The sequence below is a fragment of the Streptomonospora halophila genome, from assembly GCF_039542725.1.
GTDB classification, from domain to species: domain Bacteria; phylum Actinomycetota; class Actinomycetes; order Streptosporangiales; family Streptosporangiaceae; genus Streptomonospora; species Streptomonospora halophila.
The window spans coordinates 1-26,163 of record NZ_BAABIK010000048.1 but is presented as its reverse complement, the minus strand read 5'-3'; the positions used below and the strand labels follow the sequence as shown (position 1 = coordinate 26,163).

At 71.3% G+C, this 26,163-nt stretch carries 24 protein-coding genes, 2 tRNA genes and 1 riboswitch; of the genes, 13 read left to right on the top strand and 13 right to left on the bottom strand.

The window, feature by feature from the left end; translation table 11 throughout:
* Positions 1 to 163: 163 nt before the first annotated feature.
* The 4 genes from ABEA15_RS24325 to ABEA15_RS24310 all read right to left on the bottom strand — a co-directional run bounded on the left by ABEA15_RS24325 (position 164) and on the right by ABEA15_RS24310 (position 3,845).
* The gene (locus ABEA15_RS24325) at positions 164 to 520 is read right to left on the bottom strand and encodes an STAS domain-containing protein (RefSeq protein WP_344147108.1); all 357 of its coding nucleotides are present in this window, start codon (positions 518 to 520) and stop codon (positions 164 to 166) included.
* A 173-nt stretch (positions 521 to 693) separates the two neighbouring features.
* Positions 694 to 1,254 carry an ATP-binding protein gene (locus tag ABEA15_RS24320; protein ID WP_344147111.1) on the bottom strand — a complete coding sequence of 187 codons (561 nt, stop codon included), beginning with the start codon at positions 1,252 to 1,254 and terminating at the stop codon, positions 694 to 696.
* Positions 1,255 to 1,518: 264 nt separating this feature from the next.
* Positions 1,519 to 3,402: a PAS domain S-box protein gene (locus ABEA15_RS24315; protein ID WP_344147114.1), complete on the bottom strand. Its 1,884-nt coding sequence runs from the start codon at positions 3,400 to 3,402 to the stop codon at positions 1,519 to 1,521.
* A 110-nt stretch (positions 3,403 to 3,512) separates the two neighbouring features.
* The gene (locus ABEA15_RS24310; protein WP_344147117.1) at positions 3,513 to 3,845 is read right to left on the bottom strand and encodes a rhodanese-like domain-containing protein; all 333 of its coding nucleotides are present in this window, start codon (positions 3,843 to 3,845) and stop codon (positions 3,513 to 3,515) included.
* Between the two features lie 204 nt (positions 3,846 to 4,049).
* Between ABEA15_RS24310 and ABEA15_RS24305 the strand changes: the two genes are divergently transcribed.
* Complete coding sequence (locus ABEA15_RS24305) at positions 4,050 to 4,568, top strand: SSI family serine proteinase inhibitor (RefSeq protein ID WP_344147120.1); 519 nt, start codon at positions 4,050 to 4,052, stop codon at positions 4,566 to 4,568.
* 186 nt (positions 4,569 to 4,754) lie between these two features.
* Here the strand turns inward: ABEA15_RS24305 and ABEA15_RS24300 are convergent.
* Positions 4,755 to 4,840 (bottom strand) — tRNA-Leu (locus ABEA15_RS24300).
* 282 nt (positions 4,841 to 5,122) lie between these two features.
* Between ABEA15_RS24300 and ABEA15_RS24295 the strand changes: the two genes are divergently transcribed.
* From ABEA15_RS24295 to ABEA15_RS24260, 8 genes are all read left to right on the top strand, one after another.
* Positions 5,123 to 5,884, top strand: coding sequence for an FHA domain-containing protein (locus ABEA15_RS24295; protein WP_425573291.1), 762 nt, complete (start codon positions 5,123 to 5,125; stop codon positions 5,882 to 5,884).
* Positions 5,885 to 6,176: 292 nt separating this feature from the next.
* Positions 6,177 to 6,665: an FHA domain-containing protein FhaB/FipA gene (locus ABEA15_RS24290; protein ID WP_311546443.1), complete on the top strand. Its 489-nt coding sequence runs from the start codon at positions 6,177 to 6,179 to the stop codon at positions 6,663 to 6,665.
* Entirely contained in the window at positions 6,662 to 8,059 is a 1,398-nt protein-coding gene (locus ABEA15_RS24285) for a Stp1/IreP family PP2C-type Ser/Thr phosphatase (RefSeq protein ID WP_344147124.1), read from the top strand. Before ABEA15_RS24290 ends, ABEA15_RS24285 begins: the two co-directional genes overlap by 4 nt.
* Positions 8,060 to 8,120: 61 nt before the next feature.
* Positions 8,121 to 9,497, top strand: a complete 1,377-nt coding sequence (locus ABEA15_RS24280; protein ID WP_344147206.1) for an FtsW/RodA/SpoVE family cell cycle protein — start codon at positions 8,121 to 8,123, stop codon at positions 9,495 to 9,497.
* Entirely contained in the window at positions 9,494 to 10,936 is a 1,443-nt protein-coding gene (locus ABEA15_RS24275) for a peptidoglycan D,D-transpeptidase FtsI family protein (protein WP_344147129.1), read from the top strand. Before ABEA15_RS24280 ends, ABEA15_RS24275 begins: the two co-directional genes overlap by 4 nt.
* Positions 10,933 to 12,459, top strand: coding sequence for a serine/threonine-protein kinase (locus ABEA15_RS24270; protein ID WP_345559321.1), 1,527 nt, complete (start codon positions 10,933 to 10,935; stop codon positions 12,457 to 12,459). The genes ABEA15_RS24275 and ABEA15_RS24270 overlap by 4 nt, the downstream gene beginning before the upstream one ends.
* 77 nt (positions 12,460 to 12,536) lie before the next feature.
* A complete protein-coding gene (gene pknB / locus ABEA15_RS24265; protein WP_345559319.1) occupies positions 12,537 to 14,315 on the top strand; it encodes a Stk1 family PASTA domain-containing Ser/Thr kinase in 1,779 nt (592 codons plus the stop codon).
* Between the two features lie 207 nt (positions 14,316 to 14,522).
* A complete protein-coding gene (locus ABEA15_RS24260; RefSeq protein WP_311546438.1) occupies positions 14,523 to 14,777 on the top strand; it encodes a cell division protein CrgA in 255 nt (84 codons plus the stop codon).
* Positions 14,778 to 15,129: 352 nt separating this feature from the next.
* Here the strand turns inward: ABEA15_RS24260 and ABEA15_RS24255 are convergent, their stop codons facing one another.
* Both ABEA15_RS24255 and ABEA15_RS24250 read right to left on the bottom strand, forming a co-directional pair.
* The gene (locus tag ABEA15_RS24255) at positions 15,130 to 16,032 is read right to left on the bottom strand and encodes a rhomboid family intramembrane serine protease (RefSeq protein ID WP_344147140.1); all 903 of its coding nucleotides are present in this window, start codon (positions 16,030 to 16,032) and stop codon (positions 15,130 to 15,132) included.
* A gap of 15 nt (positions 16,033 to 16,047) precedes the next feature.
* Positions 16,048 to 16,563, bottom strand: a complete 516-nt coding sequence (locus ABEA15_RS24250) for a peptidylprolyl isomerase (RefSeq protein ID WP_345559317.1) — start codon at positions 16,561 to 16,563, stop codon at positions 16,048 to 16,050.
* 391 nt (positions 16,564 to 16,954) lie between these two features.
* Between ABEA15_RS24250 and ABEA15_RS24245 the strand changes: the two genes are divergently transcribed.
* Positions 16,955 to 17,554, top strand: a complete 600-nt coding sequence (locus tag ABEA15_RS24245; RefSeq protein ID WP_344147146.1) for a hypothetical protein — start codon at positions 16,955 to 16,957, stop codon at positions 17,552 to 17,554.
* Between the two features lie 210 nt (positions 17,555 to 17,764).
* Here ABEA15_RS24245 and ABEA15_RS24240 read toward each other — a convergent pair whose 3' ends face one another.
* Entirely contained in the window at positions 17,765 to 18,415 is a 651-nt protein-coding gene (locus ABEA15_RS24240) for a DUF1707 and DUF4870 domain-containing protein (protein ID WP_344147149.1), read from the bottom strand.
* Between the two features lie 460 nt (positions 18,416 to 18,875).
* Between ABEA15_RS24240 and ABEA15_RS24235 the strand changes: the two genes are divergently transcribed.
* Positions 18,876 to 19,454 (top strand): GyrI-like domain-containing protein, encoded by a 579-nt coding sequence (locus ABEA15_RS24235; protein ID WP_345559324.1) that lies wholly within the window; start codon positions 18,876 to 18,878, stop codon positions 19,452 to 19,454.
* Between the two features lie 952 nt (positions 19,455 to 20,406).
* Here the strand turns inward: ABEA15_RS24235 and ABEA15_RS24230 are convergent.
* The 4 genes from ABEA15_RS24230 to ABEA15_RS24215 form a co-directional block, all read right to left on the bottom strand.
* Positions 20,407 to 20,479: transfer RNA gene (locus tag ABEA15_RS24230), tRNA-Ala, on the bottom strand.
* A gap of 204 nt (positions 20,480 to 20,683) precedes the next feature.
* Entirely contained in the window at positions 20,684 to 20,803 is a 120-nt protein-coding gene (locus ABEA15_RS24225; RefSeq protein ID WP_217783044.1) for a DLW-39 family protein, read from the bottom strand.
* Positions 20,804 to 20,998: 195 nt separating this feature from the next.
* Entirely contained in the window at positions 20,999 to 21,763 is a 765-nt protein-coding gene (locus tag ABEA15_RS24220; RefSeq protein WP_344147176.1) for a helix-turn-helix domain-containing protein, read from the bottom strand.
* 530 nt (positions 21,764 to 22,293) lie between these two features.
* Entirely contained in the window at positions 22,294 to 22,608 is a 315-nt protein-coding gene (locus tag ABEA15_RS24215; RefSeq protein ID WP_344147179.1) for a DMT family transporter, read from the bottom strand.
* 11 nt (positions 22,609 to 22,619) lie between these two features.
* A riboswitch (guanidine-III (ykkC-III) riboswitch) is annotated at positions 22,620 to 22,685 on the bottom strand.
* Positions 22,686 to 22,872: 187 nt separating this feature from the next.
* On the opposite strand from ABEA15_RS24215, the gene ABEA15_RS24210 reads away from it, so the two are divergent.
* A complete protein-coding gene (locus ABEA15_RS24210) occupies positions 22,873 to 23,181 on the top strand; it encodes a hypothetical protein (protein WP_344147182.1) in 309 nt (102 codons plus the stop codon).
* 629 nt (positions 23,182 to 23,810) lie between these two features.
* Here ABEA15_RS24210 and ABEA15_RS24205 read toward each other — a convergent pair.
* A complete protein-coding gene (locus ABEA15_RS24205; protein ID WP_345559314.1) occupies positions 23,811 to 24,947 on the bottom strand; it encodes a winged helix DNA-binding domain-containing protein in 1,137 nt (378 codons plus the stop codon).
* Positions 24,948 to 25,270: 323 nt separating this feature from the next.
* On the opposite strand from ABEA15_RS24205, the gene ABEA15_RS24200 reads away from it, so the two are divergent.
* Positions 25,271 to 26,065 (top strand): SDR family oxidoreductase, encoded by a 795-nt coding sequence (locus tag ABEA15_RS24200; RefSeq protein WP_345559312.1) that lies wholly within the window; start codon positions 25,271 to 25,273, stop codon positions 26,063 to 26,065.
* Positions 26,066 to 26,163: the final 98 nt, after the last annotated feature.

Here is a 26,163-nt window from a genome sequence, read left to right as displayed (position 1 = left end):
ACGCGGGCGCCGCCGCGGGCGCGCCCCTGATCGGCAGCCTGCGCCGCGCCCGGCGTCGGGACCGGGGTCAGCGCCTCGCAGAGCGCGGCGAGGGCCCGCGGCCCGCCCGTCGCCGACCGCCCCCAGCGGCTGTGCGGCAGGGCGGCGGTCCACCGGGCACGGCCTACGCCGTAGGGCTGGACTCGGCCGCCAGGGGAAGGGCGTCGGTGGAGTCCTCGACGGCGAAGACGGCGTCGAGCCCGGTGACCTCCAGGATCTTGCGGACGGCGGGCTTGGGCGCGACCAGGACGAGGTCGCCCTCCTTCGCGCGTGCGCGCTTCATTCCCGACAGCAGGACGCTCATCCCGGTCGAGTCGCAGAACTCCACCCGCGACATGTCGACCAGGAGTCGCCGCGCACCGTCCTCCAGCGCGTTGACGAGCCCGCTCTGCAGCTGCGGTGCCGTATAGAGGTCAATCTCGCCACGAACAGTGACGACGGCGCTATCGCCTTGAGACTGACTCGAGATCTTCAACTCCACAGTCGAGACTGTAGCGCCCACGGGGAGTACAGGCCACATCGGCGACGGCGTTTCGGACATCGGGAACGTTCCGCGGGAGGTACGGCAGCCGTCGCACACACGCCGGTCACGCTGCGAGAAGACCCCGCTCACGGGCTACACGGGCCGGTCCGGCCCCGCGCGCCGAGCGCCGCTCAGGCGCGGGCGGCCTGCTGCGGAGGCACCGCCGATATCCGCTCGCCCGCGCGGCCCGCGCTGTGCGGAGCGGGCGCGGCGCCGGCAGACCCCGACGCGCGCTCGGGCGGTTCGCCGGCGCGCGGTTCCGGCTGCTCCGGCGCCGCCTCGAGCACGGCCCAGACGGTGGTGACCCGGTCGTCGACCTCGGTGCCCCACTTGGCGGCGATGTGCTCCACGATGCCCAGGCCGCGCCCGCCGAGGCCCGACAAGGAGGGGCGGGCCAGCCGCGGGAGGGTCTGGGCGCCGCCGTCGCGCACCGTGACCTCCAGCCAGCCGCTGCGCGCGCCGCCCGCGGAGGCGTCGCCGAGCTCCCAGCTCACCTCGACGCATCCCGGAGGGAAGGGGTCGGGCAGGCAGGAGGCGTGGCGCAGGGCGTTGCTCAGCAGTTCACTCAGGACGATGGCCGCGTCGTCGACCTTGGTGTTGTCGACTCCGCAGGCCCGCAGATCAGAGCAGAGCCGCCGGCGCGCGCTCGTCACACTCGACGCCGCGTGCGGCAGCAGTACAACTCGTGACACGTCCTTCTCCCGTTCCCCGACGCGCACACTCCCGCGCGTCCGGTGTAGCCCAGCAAGCGGCGGGAGCACGAGCCTGCCGCCCACGTCCCGACCTCAATCCAACCCTTATTCACTTGGTCGGTGCGCGGCAAAGTCCCGGCCATGCGACTCTGCCAGGGCCGAAATGCCCCGTTCGCCCACATCGGAAACACGTCGTCGCCGCTCGTCTGCCGGGCGGCTCCTACCGGCCGGCGAACGGTCGCGGCCTCCGGCCGCGCGAAACGGTCACTGGCCCGGGTTTTCGGGCTCGCCGGGCCCGCCGACCTGCGCGGAACGTAATGTGAATCTCATCCGCGTGCCATGGCCGTCGAGGGCCTGAGCCGTGACCTCGCCGCCCTGGGCGCGGGCCAGCCGGCGGGCGATGTACAGCCCCAGCCCGATCCCGCCGAACCTGCGGCGGTCGCCCGCCTCGCCCTGCACGAACCGCCCGAAGATGCGCTCCTCGTCGCCCGGCTGGACGCCGACCCCCTCGTCCTCGACGCTCATCGCCACGCAGTGGCCCTCGACGGCCGCGCGCAGCACGATGCGCCCGCCCTCGGGCGAGTACTTGAACGCGTTCTCCAGAAGTTGGCCGATGACGACGTCGGTGGCCGCGGCGTCGCCGACGGCGAACGGCATCAGATCGGGCAGCTCCAGCTCCAGCGTGTGCCGGGTGGAGAAGGGCTGGAAGGCGGTCGCGCAGTCGCGCAGCAGCCGCTCCAGGTCGAAGGGGGCGTTGCCGGTCTTCAGCTCGGCCTCGCGTGCGTCCGATCCCAGCAGCAGGTTCTCGACCAGCTGCGCGAGCGTCCCCGAACGCTCGGCGATGGTGTCGACGGCGCTGCGGCGCGCCTCGTCGTCGAGCTGCTCCCAGCGCCGCACCAGGGTGCTGGCGAAGCCCTGCACCACGGTGATGGGGGTGCGCAGCTCGTGCCCGGCGGTGGCCAGGAAGAGGTCCTTCTCCTCCTCCAGCGCCTTGGCCTCGGTGATGTCGCGGAAGTCCACCACGCGCTCGCCGGTCTCGGGGATGTCGGTGATGAGGATCTCCAGCCACCGGCCGTTGTCCAGGCGGTGCCGGATGTTCTCGCCCTGGCGGGCCGGCAGCGGGAACGGCGGGTGTCGGCCCACCGCATCGGCCATGGCGTAGCCGGTCAGCTCCGCGGCCGAGCGGTTCCACTTGCGTACCAGGCCGCTGGCGCCCAGCACCGCGATGCCGTCGGCGCTGGAGTCGACGACGGCGTGCTCGTGGGCGCGCTGGCGCACGATCTCGCGGTAGGCCATGGCGTTGCCCAGCGCCACCCCGGCGTGCGCCGCGAGCAGCTCCAGCAGTTCGAGCTCGACGTGGCCCACCTTGCGCCTGCTGTAAAGCGCGTACAGCGCGCCGTAGGGCCTGCCCTGCACGTTGGAGACGCCGAGCGCGATCGTGTGCAGGCCTTCGAGGTCGGCCCAGATGAGGTCGTCCAGGCTCCGGGTGTCGTCGGTGGCGAGCAGGACGGTCTTGCCGCTGCGCAGCAGCTCGCCGAACAGGCTGGACTCCAGGGGCGCCTGGTAGCCGCGCAGGTGGTCGGAGAGCTGGGTCAGGCTGACCAGCCGCAGCTGGTCGTCCTCGATCAGCGCGAACCCGCCGGCGTCGGCGCCCGTGAGCTCGGTCAGGCTGTGGGCGATGCGGTCCAGCACCGCGTCGAGGTCGAGGTCGGCGTTGATGTCGGCGACCACGTCGGTGAGCCGGCGCACCAGGCGGGCCCGCTCGGTCATGTGGCTCTGGACCGCGCCGATCTCCTCGTAGGTGTGGAAGACACTGATCCAGCCCGCGGGCCTGCCCCGCCCGTCCAGCAGGGAGCTGCTGTCGATCCGCACGTCGACGACGCTGCCGTCGCGGCGCAGCCGGCGGCTGACGATGGAGACGGGGCCGCCGGCGCGCACCCGTTCCAGGATGGCGTGGTGCTCAGCCGTCAGCTCGTCGGGCACGATCGGCAGGGGGCGCCCGGCCACCTCGGCGGAGGTCCAGCCGAACATGCGCTCGGCGGCGGGGTTCCACAGCACGACACGAAGGTCGGTGTCCACGGCCACGATCGCGTCGGCGGCGCACGCCAGGACGGCGTCGGCGCTGGGGGCGAAGTGATCGGGAGCCACCTCGACATAGTGCCACCCGCGCCCGCCCGAGCGGTTCGCCATTCCCCAAAATTCGGGTGGGCGGACGGCGGTGCGCGGCGCGGTCCGTGCTCAGGTGCGGCGCGTCCGGATCAGGCCACGCGCGGCGCCTCCCCGGTCTCGCTGACCATCGCCCGCCCGGACAGCGCCCAGGCCTGCATGCCGCCGGCGACGTTGGCCGCCTGCCAGCCGGCCTGGTTCAGCGCCTGGACGGCCTGCGCCGAGCGCCCGCCGACCCGGCACACCACATAGACCTGCCGGTCCTGCGGGACCTCGCCGGCCAGCTCGGCCAGCCTGCTCAGGGGGACGTGCACGGCGTCGGGCGCGTGGCCCGCCGCCCACTCGTCGTCCTCGCGGACGTCGAGCAGGTAGCCGTCGGGCGGCACCGAACCGACCTCGACCACGGGGACACTCTCAGCGAACACCGGATACTCCTCGACTTTGCTCATGCGGCTGCGCGGGCGCGGTCCGCCTCCTCCGGCCCGGGTCCCGGGGATACCGGGCGGTGCGGCGGAGCTCGGGTGGAAGCCCACGGAAGCCGATGGGATCCGCGCCCGCAGCGCGGCGACAGTGCGTGGCGCGGGCGTGACCGAGGGAACCCGACGGGGCCCCGCCACGTCGAACAGGGTATGCGCCCACCTGTTACAGCGGCCGCGCCGGCATCGGCCGCCCTGCTCGCCCTCGTCTTCGCGGCGGGTTGCGGTGCGTCCGAGGTCCGCACGCCGCCGGAGGCGACTCCGAGCGGCGCGGCGACCTCTCCGTCCGGCGATCAAGGCCCCCAGCCTGAGACCGAACTCACTATCGACATATCCTCCGACGCAAGCGCCGAGCCCAGCGGCGCGGCCGACCCCTCCCCGGTGCCCAGCCCGTCGCCGGCGGAGCCGCGCGAATGGCGGCTCACCTGCGGTCCGGCGGGCGGAGACCATCCGGCCCCCGAGGAGGCCTGTGCCGATCTCGCCGAGGCGGGCGGCGCCGAGGCGTTCGAGGAGGTCCCCGAGAACACCCCGTGCACCTTCGTCTACGGCGGCCCGCAGGTCGCCCGGATCACCGGCCACGTCGGCGACACCCGGATCGACACCGAGGTCACCAGGACCGACGGCTGCGAGATGGAGCGCTACGACGACCTGGGCGCCGTGCTCGCGCCCTGACCGCGCGAAGGCCGCCGCGCCCGGCCGCCCGCACCGCACGGCGGTGCGGGCGCCTGCGCGCGGTCAGGCGGGCCGCATCCGGCCCCGCTTGCGCACACGCCGAGCGGGGGAGGAGAGCGGCAACGGGCGGACCCGGGACCGAAAAAGAGACGGGCCCCGCCGCCTGGTGCGGCAGGGCCCGTCTGCTGGTGGGCGAGGAGGGATTTGAACCCTCACATCCTTTCGGACACACGGACCTGAACCGTGCGCGTCTACCGTTCCGCCACCCGCCCGAGTGACACATATATGATTGCACACATATAGAGTGGGTTCGCCGGGGCCGATTCCGACCTGGGGGTCCGGTTCCGTCTCCGCTCGGCGACGGAAACAAGATTAGCACGGACGCCGGGTGGTCTGTGCACGCTTTCCCTCCTCCCTCGCGGCACTCCACCCCGCGAAACGGCGGGACGCCGTGCCCTACCGGATCGCCCTCCGGATGGCGCGCGTGAGTCCAAGGGTGCTGTTACCCGGTTACGATCGTCAGTACATCCGGAGTGGAGTAAGGGAGGTACCTCGTGGGAGTGCTCCAACGCTTCGAGCGCAGGCTTGGAGGCATGATCGAAGGCACCTTCGCTCGGGCCTTCAAGTCGAAGCTCGAACCGGTCGAGATCGCCAGCGCCGTCCAGCGGGAGATGGACGAGCGCGCCGCAATCGTCGCCCAGGGCCGGACCCTGGTGCCGAACGACTTCGTCGTGGAGCTCTCAGGCGAGGACGCCGAACAGATGGACGCCCTGGCCGACACGATCGGGCAGGAGCTGGCAAAACTCGCGCGCGACTACGCGACCGAGCAGGGGTACTCCTTCGTTGGCCCCGTGCGGGTGCACTTCAAGGCGGAGGCCGACCTGCAGATCGGCCGCTTCCGCATCCGCTCCGGGGTGATCCGCGGCTCCACCGTCGAGAGCGGCGAGATCCGCCAGCCGGTCAGCGACCAGCCGCGCAGCTCCGCCGATGTCCAGGGCCAGCCGCGCCTGCTGATCTCGCCGGGCGGCGCGACCGCCGAGGGCTCGGTCGAGAGCCACGGCATGCAGCAGTCGTTCGTGCTGAACACCCAGGTGACCCTGCTGGGCCGGGGCACCGACTGCCACCTGCGCCTGGTGGACAACGGCGTATCCCGCCACCATGCCGAGATCCGCGTGGAGGGCGACGAAGCGGTCCTCGTCGACCTCGGCTCGACCAACGGCACCTTCGTCAACGGCGAGCAGGTCAAGCGCGCTCGACTGATCGACGGCAGCCGCGTCAGCCTGGGCCGCACCACCATGACCTTCCGCCGCGACTGACACGACAACCGCCACCTCGACCCCCGTTCGGGCTTCCCCCGGCCCGAACGCCCGCAACCAAACGGACTCTCGCCGCGTCTCAGACGGTGAGAGGTCTCCACCCAAACAGACGCCACCCGCTGGCGAGGCGGGCGGCGGCCGAATCACCGGCGACGGCCCCTAGGATCCCCTTCCATTGAGTTCGTTCGGCTTTTCCGCCACGATCTCCTAGGGTCCGACGCCGACTAGACGCGGTGGCGGCTCCGATGATCGCCACCTCGCCGGAGCACGACAGGGGCTGAAGAGCAGTTCAATGTCCGACTTGACCCTCATGCTGATCAGGATCACGTTCCTCTGCGTGCTGTGGCTGTTCGTGATCATGGCGGTCGGCGTCATCCGCACCGACCTCCTCGGCCCCGCCAAGAGCAAGTCCAAGCGCAGCAAACGCAGCGAGGAGGGCCGGTCCTCCGGCCCCGCACGGCCGGCCCGCGCCCCCAAGGGCCGCCGCAACGAGCCGCGCGCCCTGGTCGTGACCAAGGGACCGCTCGCCGGCACCTCGCTCAACCTCACGTCACAGCCGATCGTCATCGGCCGGGCCAACGACGCCACACTCGTCATCAACGACGACTACGCGTCCGGTCGGCACGCCCGCATCTTCTCCGACCAGGGCCGCTGGATCGTCGAGGACCTCGGGTCGACGAACGGCACCTACCTCGGTCAGCAGCGGCTGACCCGCCCTCAGCCCATTACGGTCGGACAACCCATCCGCATCGGCAAAACCGTCCTGGAACTGCGCAAATGACAATCGCTCTCCGATACGCGGCGTACTCCGACGTAGGATGCCTCCGCGAAGGCAACGAAGACTCCGCCTACGCCGGCCCGTACCTCCTCGCGGTCGCCGACGGAATGGGCGGTCATGCCGGCGGCGAGATCGCCAGCGCCATCGCCGTCTCGACTCTGCGGGCGCTGGACGAGGACGTCCCCACCACCGACGAGATGGTCGGCTCCCTCCAGCAGGCGGTCGAGAACGCCAACTCCACCCTCGCCCAGCGGGTGAAGGACGAGCCCCGCCTGGAGAACATGGGCACAACCCTAACGGCCATGCTCTGGTCGGGGGCTCGCGTCGCCATGATCCACGTCGGCGACTCCCGCGCCTACCTGCTGCGCGGCGAGGAGTTCGGCCAGATCACGCACGACCACACCCTGGTGCAGACCCTCGTCGACGAAGGCAAGATCACCGAGGACGAGGTCGCCACCCACCCCCAGCGCTCCCTGCTGCTGCGCGCGCTCGACGGCCGCAGCCAGGTCGACCCCGATGTGTCCGTCAGCGAGGCCCGCGTCGGCGACCGCTACCTGCTGTGCTCCGACGGCCTGTCCGGTGTCGTCAGCACCGACACCATCCGCCAGACGCTGGAGTCGGAGCCGAACCCCGACGCCGCCGCGCGCCGGCTGATCGACCTGGCCAACCGGGGCGGCGGGCCCGACAACATCACGGCCGTGGTCGCCGACGTCATCGACACCGCCACCGACCCCGGCGGCCCCACTCAGGAGCCCGCGGTCGTCGGCGCCGCCGACCAGCGCCGCGAGCCGGTGATGACCCCCGACACCCCGGCCGGCCGCGCCCAGGGACTGAACCGCTCCGCCGGCGACACCGCCGAGATGGACCGCATCCCGCCCGCCGAGGACGTCCGCGAGGCCGCCGCCCCCGAGCCCGGGCCCGAGCGGCGCACCCGCCGGTGGTGGCCGATGGTCGTCACGTTCCTGGTCATCGTCGTCGCGATCGCCGCGGCCGGCTTCTACTTCGGCTCGCAGTACCTGAGCAACCAGTACTTCATCGGCCCCTCGGAGGACGGGTCCACCGTCGCCGTCTACCAGGGCCTCAACACCGACGTCGCCGGCTACGAACTGGCCGAGCAGATCCAGAAGACCGACATCCCCCTCGACGGGCTGCCCGAGAACCAGCGCAGCTCCGTCAACGCCACCATCCCCCTCGACCGCGGCGACGTCGACGGCCGCATCAGCGAACTGCGCGAGCAGGCGGACGCCTGCGCCTCCGACCCCGAGTCCTGCGGGCTCGAGTCCGGCGACTCCGGACAGCAGGGCCAGGACGGCCAGGAGTCCCAGCAGCAGAACCGCGGCACCGCGCAGAACACGCTGAGCGGCGACGCCGTCGAGAACTCAACAGGAGGGGAGTGAGTTGGCGACCGAGGCCCCTACGCAGCTGCCACCGGTCAAGCGGCGCAACGCCGAACTGGTGATGACGCTGATCGCGGTCGGCACGACGCTGTTCGCGATGATCGAGGCCGGCCTCACCCGCAACGGGGAGATGCCGGCCAGCCTGTTCGTCTTCGGCGTGCTCTTCGGCGGCCTGGCGCTCCTCGCGCACTTCTTCATCCGCTTTTTCGCGCCGTGGTCGGACCCGCTGCTGCTGCCGCTGGCGACCCTGCTCAACGGCCTGGGCATCGCCATGCTCTGGCGCCTGTTCGAGGCCACCGGCGACACCAGCAAGGGCAGTGCGCTGGACCAGCTGATCCTCACGGCGGCCAGCATGGCCGTGTTCGCGGCGATCGTCTTCTTCCTCAAAGAGCCCCGCACCCTGCAGCGCTATCCCTACATCATGGCGCTGGGCGCGGTGGTTCTGCTGCTCATGCCGCTCATCCCGGGCATCGGCCAGACGATCAACGGCGCCCGCCAGTGGGTCGACCTCGGGGTCACGACGCTGCAGCCCTCGGAGTTCGCCAAGATCGCCCTGGTCGTGTTCCTGGCCGGCTACATGGTCACCAAGCGCGACGTGCTCGCCCTGGCCTCGCGACAGGTCAAGATCGGTCCGCTGAAGGTGCTGGACCTCCCGCGGGCCCGCGACACCGCGCCGATGGCCGTCATGTGGGGCTTCTGCATCATCGTCCTGGTCATCCTGATGAACGACCTGGGCACCTCGCTGATGCTGTTCGGCACATTCCTGGCGATGATCTACGTTGCCACCCACCGCGCCAACTGGCTGGTGATCGGGCTCACCGCGTTCTTCGGCGCCTGCGCCCTGATCTACCCGTTCGTCTCGCACTTCCGGGTGCGCATGGTCACCTGGCTCGACGCGTTCCGCCCGGACGTGTACTGCACCGACGAGGCGATGGCCAACCCCGACTCCTTCTGCAACGTCTCCGGCAACAGCCAGCAGCTCGTCCAGGGCCTGTTCGCGCTGGCTGAAGGCGGCATGACGGGGACCGGCCTGGGCGGCGGCAAGCCCGGCTACGTGCCCGAGGTGCAGAACGACTTCATCTTCACCGCCTTCGGAGAGGAGCTGGGGCTGGCCGGCGTCATGGTGATGCTGCTGGCCCTCGCCCTGCTGGTCGAGCGCGGCATGCGCATCGCGCTCGCCTCCAAGGAGCTCTTCATCAAGATGTTCGCCTCGGGCATCTCGTTCCTGATCGCCTTCCAGACGTTCGTCGTCATCGGCGGCGTCACCCGGGTGATCCCGATGACGGGTGCGACCATCCCCTTCGTCGCCAAGGGCGGTTCCGCCCTCCTGTCGAGCTGGATCATGCTGGCGCTGCTGATGCGGATGAGCAACAACGCACGCAAGCCGGCCCCGCAGGCCATCCAGGACGAAGGCGCGACACAGGTGATCTCACGATGAACAAGCCAATCCGCCGCCTCGCGATCTTCACCATGGCACTCTTCGGTGTGCTGCTCCTCAACGTGTCCTGGATCCAGACGTTCCAGGCCGAGCACCTGCGCGAGCACCCCTACAACCGGCGCCAGTTCATCGAGAGCCTCACTCAGCACCGGGGCTCCATCCTCGTCGGCAGCCAGGAGGTCGCCTACTCCAAGCCGGTGGGCGGGGACAGCGAGCAGTACCAGCGCCACTACGAGAACGGTCAGAAGTACGCCCCCGTGGTGGGCGCGTTCCGCGCGGGCTCGGCCACCGGCATCGAGCGGGCCGAGAACTCGTTCCTGGACGGCTCGAACGAGCTGCTGGCGGTGAACAACTTCCGCGACATGCTGACCGGCGAGGAGCCCGAGGGCGCCGACGTCTACCTCACTCTCGACGCCAAGGCGCAGCAGGCCGCCATGGACGGGCTGCAGGCGCTGGGCAAGAACGGGGCCGCGGTCGCGCTCGACCCCAAGACCGGGGCGGTACTGGCCTCCTACTCCTCGCCCACCTTCGACCCCAACAGCGTCGCCAGCGTCACCGAGACCGACCAGGCGGCCAAGAACTGGACCGAGCTGGAGGCCAGCGAGCAGCAGCCGCTGCTCAACCGCGCCTTCAACCAGGTCTACCCGCCCGGGTCGACCTTCAAGGTGGTCACGGCGGCCACCGCGCTGGAGAACGGCGCAACCCCGGAGTCGACGCAGGAGGCGCCGGCCAGCCTGGATCTGGGTGCTCCGCTGCCCAACGCCTGGGGCGGGCCGTGCAACGACGGCGCCCCCGACTCCCTGGCGCACTCCATCGAGATCTCCTGCAACACGTCGATGGCCAACTGGGCGATCGACCTCGGCGGCCAGGCGCTCAGCGAGCAGGCGTCCGCGTTCGGCTTCAACCAGGGCCCGATGGAGATCCCGCTGGAAGTGACCGAGAGTGCGGCACCTGTGGAGACCGATCCCAATATCCTGGGCCGTGCCGGCATCGGCCAGGCCAACATCCAGGCCACTCCGCTGCAGATGGCCATGGTCGCCGCCGGTGTCGCCAACGACGGCGACGTCATGAAGCCCTACCTGGTCGAGTCCGTGCAGAACTCCAATCTGGAGGAGGTCAAGGCCGCCCAGCCCGAGGTCGCCTTCCCCGACGCCATCAGCTCCGGCACCGCCGACGACCTGACCGAGATGATGATCGGCGTCACCGAGGGCGATGAGGCTTCAGGCCCCGCCGGCGCGATCTCCGGTATCCACGTCGCCGGCAAGACCGGTACCGCCGAGACCGCGAGCGGTCCCACACACAACTGGTTCATCTCCTTCGCACCGGCCGAGGACCCCCAGGTCGCCATCGCGGTGGTCGTCGAGCACGGCGGGGCGAGCGGCGGAACGCTGGCCGCTCCGATCGCGCAGGACATGATGGAGGCTGTGATCAACGAGTGAGCGAGAACGACGCCGGCTCCCCCGGCCCGGGCTCCCTGGCGGGCACCGTGCTCAGCGGCCGCTACCGGCTCCAGGAGCAGATCGGCTCCGGCGGCATGGGGACCGTCTGGCGGGCCGAGGACTCCCTGCTCAACCGCGAGGTCGCGGTGAAGCTGCTGCATCCCGCGCAGATGGCCGAGCCCACCTCGCGCGAGCGGTTCCGCACCGAGGGCCGCATCACCGCCGGCCTGTCGCACCCCGGCATAGCCCAGGTCTACGACTACGGCGAACAGGACGGCCACGCCTACCTGATCATGGAGCTCGTCCCGGGCGAGCCGCTGGCGTCGATCCTGCGCCGCAACGACGGCCTGGAGCCCAGCGTCACGCTGGATATCGTCGGCCAGGCGGCGGCCGCGCTGGCGGCGGCGCACGCCCGCGGCGTGGTCCACCGCGACATCAAGCCCGGCAACCTGCTGGTCACCGAGAACGGCACCGTCAAGCTGACCGACTTCGGCATCGCCCGCGGCAACGAGTCGGTCACCCTCACCCAGACCGGCATGGTGATGGGCACCGCCCAGTACATCTCGCCGGAGCAGGCGTCCGGCCGCCCGGCCACCCACGCCTCCGACATCTACGCGCTGGGCGTGGTCGCCTACGAGTGCCTGGCCGGCCAGCCGCCCTTCACCGCCGACACGCCGCTGGCCCTGGCTCTGGCCCACACCCGCGAACCGCCGCCTCCGCTGCCCGCCGACGTGCCGCCCCAGGCCGCCGCGCTCGTGGAGCGCCTGCTGGAGAAGTCGCCCGAGGCCCGGCCCGCGTCGGCCGGCGATGTGGCCGCCGCGGCCCAGCGCCTGCGCAACGGCATGGACGCCGCGCTCGGCGGCTCCACCACGGCCATGGACCTGCCCGACCCGGCGCACACGATGGTCGCCGGTGTCGCCCCGACGACCTCGCCGGACGCGATGTCCACCGTGGCCGGGGGTGCGCAGGCCGGTGGGATGCAGGCCGGTGGGATGGGGCCTGCGACCGGCCGGTACGGAGACGATAGTCTTGCCGAGGCCTCGTCGCCGAGGCGCCGGGCGAGCCTCCCGCTGGTGCTGGCCGCCGTGGCGGCCGCGGCCGTCCTCGTGCTCGGCGTGGTCTGGGCGGGCCGCTACTTCGGTACGCCCGAGGCCGAGGGCAACAACGTGGGCAACCAGCAGCCGAACACGTCGGAGAGCGCATCGGAGCCTCAGCCGTCGAACACGCAGGAGGAGACGTCGGACGAGGACTCCGGCGTAGAGGGCTACCCGCCGCCCGAGGGCGACGAGACGGACTACGGGTCGCAGCCTTCTGAAACACCCTCGACTCAGCCGACGAGCCAGCCCACCGGCGGGGACGGAGCGACGGACGAACCCGTCGAGCCCACCGGCGACGACGAGCCGCCCTCGACCGGCGACCCCGGAGGCGGCGGCACCCCGCCCGCGAACGGCGGGAGCACCCCTGAGACGGGCAACGGCGGAGATACCGGCGACTCCTCAGGGGGCGGCTCGGAGACAGGTTGACCGGCAACGACGCGACCGACACTCGCCAGGCGCGGGGCTGACGCCCGAAGCGCGGATTACGAGGAACAGTTCACGACATGTCACAGCCACGGCTACTCGGCGGCCGCTACGAGCTCGACCAAGTCATCGGGCGCGGCGGCATGGCCGAGGTCTACCGCGCCCGTGATCTGCGGCTGGACCGCATGGTGGCCGTCAAGACACTGCGCCACGATCTCGCTCGCGACCACACGTTCCAGACCCGGTTCCGGCGCGAGGCGCAGTCGGCGGCGTCACTGAACCACCCCTCGATCATCGCCGTCTACGACACCGGCGAGGACATGGTCGACGGGCTGGCGATCCCGTTCATCATCATGGAGTACGTCGAGGGCCGCACCCTCAAGGAGCTGCTCGACGACGACCGCCGGCTGCTGCCCGAGCGCTGCGCCGAGGTGACCGACGGGATCCTGCGCGCGCTGGAGTACAGCCACCAGAACGGCATCGTGCACCGCGACATCAAGCCGGCCAACGTCATGCTGACGCGCCAGGCCGAAGCCAAGGTGATGGACTTCGGCATCGCCCGCGCGATGAACGACAACCAGGCCACAATGACCCAGACGTCGCAGGTCATCGGCACCGCGCAGTACCTTTCGCCGGAGCAGGCCCGCGGCGAGCGGGTCGACCCTCGCAGCGACATCTACTCGACCGGGTGCGTCCTCTACGAGCTGCTCACCGGTCAGCCGCCCTTCACCGGCGACTCCCCCGTCTCGATCGCCTACCAGCACGTGCGCGAGGAGCCGGTGCCGCCCTCCCAGGTCGACCCGGAGATCCCGGCCTGGCTCGAAGAGGTCACGCTGCGCGCGATGACCAAGGACCGCGACCAGCGGTACCAGACCGCCGAGGAGATGCGCCAGGACATCCAGCGCGGTCTGCAGGGCATGCCCACCGAGGCGAGCACGATGGCGATCGCCCCTGCGGGCGCCACGTCCGCGCTTCCGCCCGTGGACGACCGCGACCGGCGCGACGACTACGACGATGACGACTACTACGGCCGCGACGAGCGCCGCGGGGGGCGCACCGCCCTGTGGATCCTGCTCGCCGTCGCCGTCGTGGCCGCCCTGGGCTTCGCCGTCTGGCTGTTCACCCAGGAGCCCGCGGAGCGCATGGAGATCCCCGATGTGTCGGGGATGTCGAGGTCCGAGGCGCAGCAGGAGCTGGAACAGGCGGGCTTCACCAACGTCACCGTCGACGAGCAGAACAGCGACGACGTCGAAGAGGGCAACGCGATCGGCACCGATCCGCCCGCCGGCGAGATGAGCACCGCCGGCAACGAGATCGAGCTGCAGATATCCGCCGGTCCGGGCTCCAAGCAGGTTCCTGACGTGGTCGGGCAGGACCAGCAGAGCGCCGAGCAGGCGCTCCAGGACGCCGGGTTCGAGATCGGCGACACCAGCGAGGAGGCGTCGGCGTCCTATGCCGAGGGGCAGGTGGTACGGACCAGTCCGCGCGGCGGCCAGTCCGCCGACCCCGGCAGCACCGTCGACCTGGTCATCTCCACAGGACCGGAGCAGGTCGCCGTACCCGACATGGCCAACATGACCCAGGAGGAGGCGCAGAGCGCCCTCGATGACGCCGGGCTGACCGCCAGCTTCCAGGAGGAGGCGAGCGACTCCGTCGACCCGGGCCGGGTGATCCGCCAGGACCCCAGTGCCGGCACCGAGGTCGACCCCGGATCCACGGTCACCGTGGTGCTGGCCACCGAACCCGAGGAGCCGGAGCAGCCCACACCGAGCGATACCCCGACCCCGCCGGGCGGCGGCGAGTCCGAGACGCCGGAAGGGTGGCCCAGCGGGCTTCCGTGGCCGCCCAACGAGGGCTGATCCGCCCGATGGGGCGCCGGTGCACCGTTCCGGCCGGGTCGGGAGCCGAAGGGTTCTGGGCCCGGCTGGAACGGTTTCCGCGCAGGCCGCAGGCGTTCCAGCCGGTAGAGCGGCCGCCGCGGACGTCCCGTGGAGGCTCCGTTGGGCGTAGACTGATAGGAACCGAGATCCGTAGTTCCCGGCCGATTCGTATTTGGAGCAGCGACCGTGCCCAAGTCCCGCAGCGATCGCAAGAAGAAGGCCGTTTACACGCCGCCGCCGTCGGCCGCCAAGCCGAAGGTCAGTCCCCGCTGGGTACTGCCGACGCTGGTCACGCTGATGGTGCTCGGCGTTCTGTGGATCGCGGTGTACTACATCGCCGGCTCGATGATCCCCTACATGAGCGACCTGGGGAACTGGAACCTGGCCATCGGCTTCGGCGGGATCATCCTCGCCCTCATCCTGGGCACGCGCTGGCACTGACGCGCTGAGCGTCCTGGTGGCCGGGGCTCTTCGGAGACCGCCCACCTCCACCGTCCACCCGATGGAGACCCGCCCGCACGCAGGGCCCGCCGTCCCGCGGCGGCCTCTGCGAGCAGGGCCCCGGCGCCGCGATGCGCCGGACGTCTCCGCTCGCCGCTTCCGGCGAAGGCACACACCGCCGCGGCCCGTCCGGCCGACGCCGCGTGCAGAACGGCGCGTCGCGCCGCGTATTCACCGACAACCGGACAGTCAGCCGTCCACAGAGTTATCCACAAGCTGTGGGTAGCTGTATTTCGTATGCCCGTGTGTCTCCGGGCACCCCGCCCGGAGACACACGGCGAAGCCCTCCGCGTCAGGCGGGCAACAGGACGATCCCCGCGTTGAGCAGCGCCACTCCGGCGCCCCCCACCACCGCCAGCAGCACCGCGACTCCCGCGGTGGCCAGCCAGTGTGTAAGCGCCTGTCGGCGCTGCCGATCCGCACCGGCGCTCTCGGTGCCCAGCGGCAGGTAGGCGTAGGCGGCGCCCAGCAGCAGGCCGACCGCCAGACCGCCGATGTGCCCGGCCCAGGCGATGTTGGGCACGAGGAACGTGATGAGCAGGTTCACCACCAGCAGTCCGACGATGAACCGGATGTCCAGCCGCAGCCGGCGGCCGATCACGAACACGGCGCCGAACAGCCCGAAGATCGCGCCCGAGGCGCCGACCGACCAGGACTCCGGCGCGAGCAGCAGGCTCAGTACGGAACCGCCCACGGCGCTGAGCACCCACAGCGCCGTGTAGCGCGCGTGGCCGAGCGCGGTCTCGACCTGCTGGCCCACGATGTACAGCGCCAGCCCGTTGAACAGCAGGTGCATCACCCCGACGTGCAGGAACGCCGAGGTGACCAGCCGGTACCACTGCCCTCCGAACACGACGGCCTGGCCGTTCATGCCGAACTGGGAGGACAGCCACTGGCCGGGCGAGGCGAACTGGGCCACAAACCCCGCACCGATCAGGGCCAGCAGCGCCCAGGTGACGACCGGCCGGGCGGCGACGCGGCCGCCGAAGACGGTGCGCGAGCGCCGCACGTCCCGGTTTCCCTCGGAGACGCACTGCGGGCAGTGCTGGCCGACTGGCGCCTCGCGGATGCAGTCGGGGCAGATCGGCCGGTCGCAGCGGGAGCACCGCAGATAGGTCTCGCGATCGCGGTGCCGGTAGCAGGTGGGAACTTCCGCGGCGCCCGGTCCCGAGCCGTCAACGGGGGAGGAGTCCATGGGTGCAGCCGCCGCCTAGGACCGCTCGATCTCGACGGACTCGACGGTGACGTCCTCCAGCGGACGATCCTGCGCGTTCGTGGCGACCTTGGAGATCGTGTCGACGATCTCGGTGCCCGAGACGACCTCGCCGAAGATGGTGTGCTTGCGGTTCAGCCAGTCGGGGGTACCCACCGTGATGAAGAACTGCGAGCCGTTGGTGTTGGGCCCGGCGTTGGCCATCGCCAGCAGGTAGGGGCGGTCGAACTTCAGCGACGGGTCGAACTCGTCCTTGAACTTGTAGCCGGGGCCGCCGCGGCCGTTGCCCAGCGGGTCACCGCCCTGGACCATGAAGCCGTCGATGACCCGGTGGAAGATCGTACCGTTGTACAGCGGCGCGGTGCTGGGCTTGCCGGTGGTGGGGTCGATCCACTGCTTCGTCCCCTCGGCGAGTCCGACGAAGTTCTCGACCGTCTCGGGGGCCTGCTCCGCGAAGAGCTTGGCGACGATCGTCCCCTGGTTGGTGTTCAACCGCGCTATGACCTCGGACACCTGGGTACGCCTTTCCGTAGTTTTCGCTTGCCCGATCCACGTTACCCGCAGTGGCCCGACCGCGTTCCGGCCCTGCGCGCGGGGCCGGCGGCCGCGGCGCCGCCCGTACACGCCGCCGCCCGCCCGCCGCCCGCGGCGGACTTTGGAGGCCACCTGCGGCCAGGTCGCGGGTAAGCGTGTTGAACATGCGGCCATCCGACCGATCCGCAGTATGTTGGGATAACACGGGGATAACGCCGGAATCGGAATGCCGAGCTCCGCGTCGTCCCTGGATACGGAGGCGGTTCCACGACGGGCGGCCCGGGCGGTGACCTACGTCGCCGACACCGCGCGCATAGGTGCTCCGCCATAGGGCAGGGGCACACGGAGACGAATGGAAAAGGAGGTCACCGTGCCCAGAACGCTGAAGCGCCAGAAGGGCGGCTTCGAGACTGAGGCGGCAATGGCCCGACTGCAGCAGCTCGCACGCGAACAGTCCGACCGGTTCGGCCCCTACGCCGACCAGGCCAGGCAGACCGCTGCCGAGCGCCTCTACCAGGCCCGCGGATGGACGGCGCCCCGCTTGGAGACCGCGGCCCACCGTGTCGAGGACACCGTCGCTCCCCGCGTGGCCGACCTCCTCAGCTACGCGGCGGGCCGGGTCGAGCCCCGCAAGGCCAAGCGCAGCGGAATCCTGGCGCGCCGCGGCGGCCGCCGCGTGCCGCGCACCCTGTTCATCGCCGGCGCGGCCGTCGCCGGTGCAGCCGCTGTGTACGGCGTGGTCCGGCTGCGCCAGGCCGCCCAGGACGCCCGCTGGCAGGAGAACCTCGACCAGGCGCGCGAACAGGTCCGCGAGACCCGCGACCAGCTCGCCGCCAAGGCCAAGAGCGCCAAGGAGAAGGTGGCCGGCACCGGAGCCGAGCTCAAGGAGGACGCCCAGGAGGCGAAGGACACCACGGCCTCCGGGGCCAAGCAGGCCGCGAGCGACCTCAACGGACGCGTAACCCCGTGACCGCAGGGGTGACACCCGAGTCGCACGAAACGGGCCCCGCCGCGATGTCGGCGGGGCCTTCGTGTGTTCGAGACGGCCGCCGCGGCTCGGTGCGTCGCCCCTGCTGCTTCCTGCCGCCTACCGGACCGCGGCGCGGTCCGGTAGCGGCGGGCGCGCGGCGGCGGCGCGCGGCGCCGGGGCCAGGGAGCGGTCACGCTCGGGTCCGGGGGGTCAGGCTCCCTGCTCGGATTTGTCGCGCACGGGACGCCAGGTGAAGAGGTAGCGCATCTCGCCGCCCATCAGGGCGGTGATGCCGGCGACGGCCGGCATGAACATCCAGCCGAGCATCATGAAGCCCCACAGCACGAGCGGCAGGATGAGGAAGCCCAGCGCCATCGCCGCGATCGAGGCGACCGCGACGGTGATCTGGTAGTTCAGCGCCTCGGTGAGGTGCCTGCGGACGAACGGCGAGACGTCCCGGCTGGTCGCCAGCAGCAGCAGGGGGCCGATGAAGGTGAAGTACCCGGAGAAGTGGCCCAGGCTGGCGTGCATCCGGTCGGAGGCGGAGCGCGGCCCCTCCTTCTCCTTGTCCTCTTTGTCCGAGGCGATCCGCCCGACCTTTCGCTGCTGCGACGGCACCAGATCCGTCAGCAGGGGTTCCAGCTCGGAGGGGAACTTGGCGTTGATGGCCAGCCCGAGGCGCTCCTCGAACTCGTCCTCGTCCAACTGGCCGGCGGCGTAGCACTCCCGCAGGGTCTCGACCGCGGTGTCGCGGTCGGCGTGGGTCAGCCGCAGCTCCTGGCCCCCGCTGCGGCGGCGCTGCGGGACGGGGTCCCGGCTGCCGCCCGCGGGCGGTGGAGACGGAGGTTCGTACACAGCCACCCTCACTCCTCGACGCTCGGCCGCCGCCGGCGGCACCGCGGATAACTTCCCGCCTCCATCATGCGCCGCCGACCGCGCGCGGTGTATGGGGGAAGCCCCTGACCGTTCCCTGGTTCAGCGGCTTCGGGGGCCCCTTCGGGTTTCCAGACTATGCGGTCTACGGCCCGTCCGCCGGGTGCGGTTGCGCCCGTTCGACGAATGCGTCCGGCCGGACGGCGGGGCGGGGCGGGGCGCGCGGGCGCAGGTGGTGGCGCGGGTGTGGGGCGCGGGCGCAGGTCGGGCGCGGGTGGGGCACGGATGCCGCGCCGGACGGGCGAACCGGCCGCCGGCGCCCCGGCACCGAGCCTGCGACCTGCGGCTCCGCGAAAACACCGCCTGAGCATTCTCGGGGCATTCCGCCGTGTGCCTACGGGCCATCGGCCGCCTGAACAGGGAGAGTTTGGCACGTAGTCCCGAGCAGATGCAGTCGCGGAGCCACCGCGGCCGCAGGGCGCCGTGCGGCGGCGGTGGCGGTGAGCGGAACCGGGGGGAACCGATGACCGATGTGCCAAGACACGAAGTACTTACCGAGCAGCCTTATGTGGCCATTCCGACCAAGGTGACGACGCGCGAGTGGGGCAAGGCCGCCGCGCTCGTCACCGAGGTCCGGGACTGGCTGCGGGGCAATGGGATACCGGCCGCGGGGCCGCCGTTCTTCCGCTACTGGGTGGTCGGCGGCGGCGAGCGCGAGCACATCCTGGAAGTGGGAACGCCGATCGGCGAGCCGGTGGCCGGGGACGGACGCGTGGTGCCGGGGGTGATCCCGGGGGGCGAGTACGCGCTGCTGTCCCACATCGGCGACCCCGAGCGCCTCGACGCCGCCCACGCCCAACTGCGGTCCTGGGCGGCTGAGCACGACCTGACCTGGATGAAGCGCGGCCAGGGCGACAGCGAGGTCTGGGGCGGCCGGTTCGAGTTCTACCTGACCAGCCCCGTGCGCAACCTGGGGGCGGCCTGCTCCGTCGAGCTCGCCTACCTGGTCCGCGACGCCGAAAGCTGATCGGCCGCACCCGGCGGCCCCGCTCCGGCACCCGCACGCACCGCCGCCCCGCTCGCCGGCGGATGACCACCCTGAACCACGCACCCGCGAACCGCCCGGTTCGCGTCGGCGGAGGAGCAGGGGGCGGGTAGCCGGAGCGGGGCCCCTACGGCGTGCCGCGGCGCTTCGCGGCGGTTTCAGGGAAGCAGCAGGGCCGTGCCGATCGCTGCCCGCTCCTCGACGGCGCCCGGCCCGCGCCCGGCGGCATCATCGGCACCGGCCCGGCACCGAGCGCGGCCGTGCTCCCGTATTCCCTGGTGACCGCGTTCGGCCATGCGGGGGATCCGGGTACGGCTACTCATCAGTACTGTCACCGGAAGCCGCCACAATCGGACCATGATGAACGCACAGCACCCCGCCTGCCCCTGCCGGATGTGCTCGCGCACCGCCCTCCGCCCCCGCCCGCGCACGTCCCCCGCCCCGCGCCCGCTCCCGCGCGTCCACACCCCCGCCCCCGCTACCGCGCGCCCCGAGCAGCCCGCCTAGCATCTGCGCCCCGGCGCCGTCCGCACGCTCAGGATCGCTTTCGACGCCGCGAGCGCAGACCGCTGGCCACACCCCCGCCGTCCCGATCACGCCGACGCAACAGCATGTGCATCCCGCGGTGCACGTCAGCGACTCACGGGGTAGAGGCTGCTCGCCGCAACCGCGAACAAAGCCCGGTCACGATGCCCATGCGCCGCGCGACCGCTTCAACGGCTGCTCCCGCCCCCGGATGAGATGCCCCGATACCGACGGCTCCGACCGGCAAGCCACACAAGCCGAGGGGCCGGCACACCGCGCGCCCGAGCGGCGACCGAGGGGATCACCGCCGACAACGCCGGACGCGCAAAAGGCACCCGAACACACGACGGCCGCCCGGGTGCGTGACCCGGGCGGCCGTTGTTGCTCGCTTGACCTGCGAGGAAAGGCGTGGAGCCAAGGGGAGTCGAACCCCTGACCTCCGGTATGCAAAACCGGCGCTCTGCCAGCTGAGCTATGGCCCCGGTTTGATCAGTGTCGATCATACCGTGTGGCGGGCAGTGCCGGTCGCTCTTTTCCGGCGTAGCGCTCGGGGTGGAGGAGGCACCACTCGCAGGCGGTCCCAGAAGCGTGGGGGCCGCAGGGGACGACGTCCGCCCACGACTCCGGGTACGCCGAAGTAGCCACCGGCGCGTGTACCGCGCCGTGGCCGGTGGGACCGATACCGGCTAGTTGTCGCCGGCCGTGGCCTCGGTCCACAGGTCGAGCTCGGCGCGGTCCGCCTGGATCTTGCGGTAGACGGCGAACGCACCGAGCGCCACCAGCACCAGAACGATGATCTTCTTCATGGTGTGCACCCCTTCTTGGTCTCGGATAGTGATAACGGGACGTGTACGCCACCGCCGGTCGGGGAGCGCGGCCGGGTGCTCCCTTGCCGGGCTCCCGTCCGCTGTGCGGAAGGCGCCACTAGAGAACTTTATGGGGTTGTCTCCCCCGCAGACTAGCAACCCGTCGGCGCGTTCCCGCCCGATGCGGCCGGGGCCTCATGTCAGCAGGGCGAGCCGGTTGAGCGTCGTGACTGTGGCCTCGGGCGTACTGGTCGCCGCGACCAGGCGGCACCACACGTCTTGGCACGCCGCGACGCCGTCCTCGGACTCCACGATCCCGCCGCCGTGGGTCGCCTCGACGAACGCCAGGGACGCCTCGCCCTCGTCGAACTCCAGCACGGTGAACGGGCCGGCGCTGCCCGGGTGCAGGCCCGCGGAGCTGGGCAGCAGCCGGATGACGACACGGTCGTGGCGGCGGCCGAGGTCGATCAGGCGGCGCAGTTGGGCGTGCAGCAGGGCGGAGTCGCCGCTCACCCTGCGCAGCGCGTCCTCCTCCACGATCGCGTGGTAGCGCTCCAGGGTGTCGCGTTCGAGCACCTCCTGGCGCTTGAGGAACGCGGCCACCATGCGTTCGGTACCGAGGGCGCCGTGCCCCTGCGAGCGGGCGAGCGCCGCCGTGTACTCGGGCACCTGCAGCAGGTCCGGCACGAGCATCCCGCCGTAGGTCTCGATCGCGACGGCTCCGGCCTCGTTGCCGACGTAGGCGGAGGAGATGACGTCCTCGTACTCCGTCCACCAGGGGCGCAGCCGCGACTCGCGGACCATGGTGAGGATGGCCTCGCGCTGGCCGCCGGTGACCCCGTACAGCTTCAGCAGCGCAGACACCTCCATCACGGACGGCCATTTCCGGATGCCGGTCTCTATGTGCCCGAGCTTGGCGGGAGACCATTCGAGGACATCGGCCACATCGCTGAGGGTCATTCCCGCTTCGACGCGGCGGCGGCGCAATTCCGCGGAGAGTCGCCGGCGGCGAACAGTGGGGCTGGTCATGGCGCCCGTCCCGTACACGCTGAGTACTGGCTACGTGGCTCCAGAGAAGCACTCGGTCTAGCCTCTAGCAATGCGTTTCTAGAAATCAGCGTCCGACCACGGGTTATTCGCCGGCGGAAGTCGCCGCGCACCTGCTCGCGGGCGCTTCGGAAGTGACAGTGTGCGACCAGGGAAAATTGCAGGACAGCATGGCCGTCGGAGCGGACTGCCGGCGAGCGATGACCGGATCGTGACACGCGGATTCGTGCTGCCCGGATCGCGTTCCATGGCACAGCCGAATGCGGTAAGGAACGGAGTGCCCGCCCGAGCCGCCGCGACCGGACGTCTTCGGGACGCCCCGGACGGCGACGGTGCGACCGCCCGATCACGCGCGGCAGCCCGTACCGGTTCGCCGCAGCCCGCAGGGGTCCCGGGCGGAGACGCGCGGTACCCCTCTCCCCACTGCTCCCGCCCGCCCCGGCTCAGTGCAGCAGCTTCAACCCAACGATCCCGCCGACGATCAGCAGCAGGCACACGATCCGTGCGGCACTCGCCGCCTCCCCGAACCACACCATGCCCGCGATCGCCGTTCCCACCGCGCCTATGCCGACCCAGACGGCGTACCCGGTACCCACCGGGATCGAGCGCAGCGCGAGCGCGAGGCCGGACATGCTCAGCGCGAGCGCCACAGCGAACACGGCGGACGGCCACAAACGGGTGAAGCCGTTCGACGCGGCGAGCGCGGTCGCCCAGACGCTCTCCAACAGACCGGACAGAACGAGCAGCAGCCAGGCCATGACCCCTCCGAACCGCGCCGTCTTGTCGCTGACCGGGTACGGCGCACCTCGTCCGGGGGGACCGGGACGGCCTCTCCGAACCGGTGGAACCATGCCGGAGCCCGTCCCTATTCCCCCCCTTTTTCCGGCCCTGTTCTCGACGCCTCTTCGCCGTGACCGCGCTGTCACGGTCGGCCACGGCCCTGCGCCGAACCGTCGCAGGGACCGCGTACGATGCAGAAGGACCGACGGGAGCATGCACCCGTGCACAGGTGAAGGAACTCAATGAGCCAACCGATCGACGACACCGAGCAGCTGATCGCGAACGCCGAGGAGGAGCTTCCCCCGTCGACGCGTTCGCGCCTCATAGCCAAGCTGCGCAAGGGTGTCCACATCGACGACGCGGCGCGCGACCTCGGTGTCAGCCCACAGCGCGTGTTCTCCGCGGCGCGAATCCTCACCACCTTCGGCGAGCAGCTCGACGCAACCCTCACCGCTGAACGCGACCCCGACATCCCCCACGGAACCCTGACCGGTTACAACAAGCGCTGCCGCTGCCCCCAGTGCCGCGGCGCGGTGAACCGCCGGTTCTGACGCCCGCCGGCCGTAGCGCACCGCGGTGGCCGCACCCGGCCGGAGGCGACGAGCTCAGGCCTCTTTTGTACCTGTGCGCTCGGCAGACATCGCACGCCACAATCGTTTACCGGGAATTAGCCCGCGGAAGGTCTGATTCAGGCTTATTGATCTTGAATCCGGGGAATCCGGCCACCATGAACGAGCGTGTGGACTGGGCCGCGATGAGCGACGAAGAGTTCATGGCGCTGGTGCGCCAGCTTATGGAGACCCCCGCGGGTGCCGATCCCGACGACGACTAGCCCTCAGCCCCGAACCCCTCGAAGCCTGATTCGGTAACGCGCGGGCGCGGTTTTACCTCCCGCGTGCGGTGGCGCGTGTCGGGCCCCGATAGGCCTCAGTGGCACCTGTTCCGCACCCGATCCGCCCCGCTCCCGTCGCACGGCCGACTGTGTCCGGCCGCGGACGCCGGCCGTGCGGCACGCGCGTGCCGGCAATCCTCCCCTGCGGATCCGCAGTCGGGGCCCGGCTGATCCGGCGCGGTCCGCCCTCGATTCGGCGCGGTTTGGCGCGGTCCTGCGCCGGTTCGGCGCCGATCCAGTGAGGGCTCCGGCGGCCCCGGTTCCGCATCGGCGAAGCCGACGCCCCGGTCAGTGGACCCCCGCCGCCTCCCGCACATCCAGCCGCGTCCGGCCGTGGCCCAGGAATCGGCCGATGTCGGCCGCCTCCGCCTCCAGCGGTCCGCGCAGCTCCGCCGGCAGGTGCGCGAACGGCTCGACGACCACCGACTCGCGCCCGCGCCCCCAGCTCCACCGCGCAACGGCCCGACCGTCCACCAGGACCGCCGGATGCACGAGCCCGCCGCCCGGCGCGATCCGCCCCCCGTACTGCTGCGGCACAGCGAGGTCGCGTCCCTTGTAGCCCAAAAGGCACGCGTCGAAGGCGCCGACCAGCCGGACGGCGGGTGTCGGCCCGGCGGTGGGCAGCGCTTCGGCGAACTCCCGCGGCGCCCAGGCGGGCCCGCGGCTTGTGGCCACTTCGGCGACCTCGGATGCGACCAGTTCCCATCCGCGGCGCGCCATCGGGGCCGGCAGCCCTGACCAGGCCGCGAAGTCCTCGAGCGCAGTCGGTCCGTAGCCCCACAGGTACCGCCGCGCCAGCTTCGCCAGCGCCGAACCGGTATCGCGCGCCTCCCACTCACCGACCCATTCGCGCATGAGGACATAGGTGGGTTCGCCGCCGTCGCCGCCCGCGGTGTCGGGACCGCGGCAGACCACGCCCCGCATCGCCGCGTAGGCCATCAGGTGAGCGGGCGCCTGGCCTTCGGCCGGGACGGGCACGTCGGCCTTGTTCAGCTGCTCGACCAGCCGCTCGCGGGGGAGGCACGTGCCGCCGGCGAGCACCTCGCGGATCGCGCGCTCGGCCCGCTCGCACAACGCGTCGTCCAGGCCCAGTTCGAGGCGCCGCCTGCGGAACCTGCGCACGAAGACGGGGCCCAGCAGGTCGACGATCCAGCCGGCGTCCGACGCCGGCAGCGCGTGCAGGGTGCCGCGCATCGCCCACGTGCGCACGATCGACCGCTCTTCGGCCACCGCGCTGCGCACATCGGCGGTGGTCAGCCCGGAGGTCCGGGCGCGAACCGCCAACCGCAGCGCCTGCGCGTCCTGCGCCTGCAGCGCGGCCGCGCCCCGCACCGCACCGACGACGCCCGCGGCAGGCGGCCCCATGAGCAGCTGCGCGTGCATCCGCGCAGCGCGCAGCCGGCCATCGTCCACGGTGAGCGGCATCGCGCAATCCCTCCTGGACTTCCTGGACGTGTCGACGTAACGACAACCATGCCAGGAGTTAACAGTCCGTTGCGCCTATTCACAGGGTGAGGACACACATCTGTGCCGAAGCGGGTAGGGCGAGGGGGAAGAGCCGGGTATCGTTGCCTGCCTCCCGCCGGCGGCGGGCCGACGGCTCATCGCGGCCGCGCGCTCAGGCGCCGAACACGGCGGTCGAGGGCCGGGGGAGCGGTGCGACGGACGCGCGGAAAGCGGCGAACGTGGCGCGCCGATCCGGCGCGGCGGCGGACCCGGACAGGCGACTGCGGAGGAGAATCACTGCCATGGCCAACAAACCGACACAGACACTGGTCACGGGCGGAACAGGGACGCTCGGGCGCCTCATCGTCCGCCGCCTGGCGGACGACGAGGACACGGAGGTCCGCGTCCTCAGCCGCCGGGCGGCACCCGCGCAGGGGGACGGCGCCAAGTGGATCACCGGCGACCTCGCCGCGGACCGAGGGCTCGACCGCGCCCTCGAGGGAGTCGACACCGTGGTGCACTGCGCACACGTAGCCGACTCGCCCGTCGGAGAGGTATCGGCCGGCGCGAACGTCATCACCGCGGCGGCGCGGGCAGGGATAAGCCACTTCATCTATATATCGATCGTCGGCATCGACTACGTTCCACTGGGCTACTACAAAGGCAAGCTCGCGGTGGAGGAGCTGATCGAGGAGTCGGGTCTTCCGTCGACGATTCTGCGCGCCACTCAGTTCCACGAGCTTCTCGACTGGCTGTTCGGGCAAGCGGGCAGACTGCCCGTCGTGCCCGTGCCGGCGGGTTTCTGGTTCCAGCCGGTCGCCGCCGACGAGGTGGCCGAGCGCCTCGTCGGGATCGCGCGTCAGGAACCCGCGGGCCGTGCGGTCGACATGGGAGGCCCCGAGGTCCGCTCGATCGAAAGCCTCGCCGAGTCGTACGAGCACATCCGGGGCCGGGGGCGGCCGGTGAAGAGGATCCCGTTCCCGGGAGAGATCGCGGGCGCGTTCCGCAGCGGCGCCAACCTGGCGGCGGGCCACGCTGACGGACGGCAGACCTGGGAGGAGTATCTGAGCGCCGCGGAGGAGGAGCCGGGGGAGTAGTGCTCTGTCGGGAGCCGTTCGTCTCCGATGGACCTGCCCGCTGTTTTCGGGCATAAAAAAAGGCGGGGGCGCAACCCGAACAAACGGGCCACACCCCC

What these genes read in the sequence shown, in the direction of transcription:
- ABEA15_RS24305 (WP_344147120.1), top strand. Translation starts at nt 4,050, where the DNA reads ATGCGCCCACCTGTTACAGCGGCCGCGCCGGCATCGGCCGCCCTGCTC.
- ABEA15_RS24290 (WP_311546443.1), top strand. Translation starts at nt 6,177, where the DNA reads ATGTCCGACTTGACCCTCATGCTGATCAGGATCACGTTCCTCTGCGTG.
- ABEA15_RS24285 (WP_344147124.1), top strand. Translation starts at nt 6,662, where the DNA reads ATGACAATCGCTCTCCGATACGCGGCGTACTCCGACGTAGGATGCCTC.
- ABEA15_RS24280 (WP_344147206.1), top strand. Translation starts at nt 8,121, where the DNA reads ATGACGCTGATCGCGGTCGGCACGACGCTGTTCGCGATGATCGAGGCC.
- ABEA15_RS24275 (WP_344147129.1), top strand. Translation starts at nt 9,494, where the DNA reads ATGAACAAGCCAATCCGCCGCCTCGCGATCTTCACCATGGCACTCTTC.
- pknB (WP_345559319.1), top strand. Translation starts at nt 12,537, where the DNA reads ATGTCACAGCCACGGCTACTCGGCGGCCGCTACGAGCTCGACCAAGTC.
- ABEA15_RS24255 (WP_344147140.1), bottom strand. Translation starts at nt 16,032, where the DNA reads ATGGACTCCTCCCCCGTTGACGGCTCGGGACCGGGCGCCGCGGAAGTT.
- ABEA15_RS24235 (WP_345559324.1), top strand. Translation starts at nt 18,876, where the DNA reads ATGCAGTCGCGGAGCCACCGCGGCCGCAGGGCGCCGTGCGGCGGCGGT.
- ABEA15_RS24225 (WP_217783044.1), bottom strand. Translation starts at nt 20,803, where the DNA reads ATGAAGAAGATCATCGTTCTGGTGCTGGTGGCGCTCGGTGCGTTCGCC.
- ABEA15_RS24220 (WP_344147176.1), bottom strand. Translation starts at nt 21,763, where the DNA reads ATGACCCTCAGCGATGTGGCCGATGTCCTCGAATGGTCTCCCGCCAAG.
- ABEA15_RS24215 (WP_344147179.1), bottom strand. Translation starts at nt 22,608, where the DNA reads ATGGCCTGGCTGCTGCTCGTTCTGTCCGGTCTGTTGGAGAGCGTCTGG.
- ABEA15_RS24210 (WP_344147182.1), top strand. Translation starts at nt 22,873, where the DNA reads ATGAGCCAACCGATCGACGACACCGAGCAGCTGATCGCGAACGCCGAG.
- ABEA15_RS24205 (WP_345559314.1), bottom strand. Translation starts at nt 24,947, where the DNA reads ATGCCGCTCACCGTGGACGATGGCCGGCTGCGCGCTGCGCGGATGCAC.
- ABEA15_RS24200 (WP_345559312.1), top strand. Translation starts at nt 25,271, where the DNA reads ATGGCCAACAAACCGACACAGACACTGGTCACGGGCGGAACAGGGACG.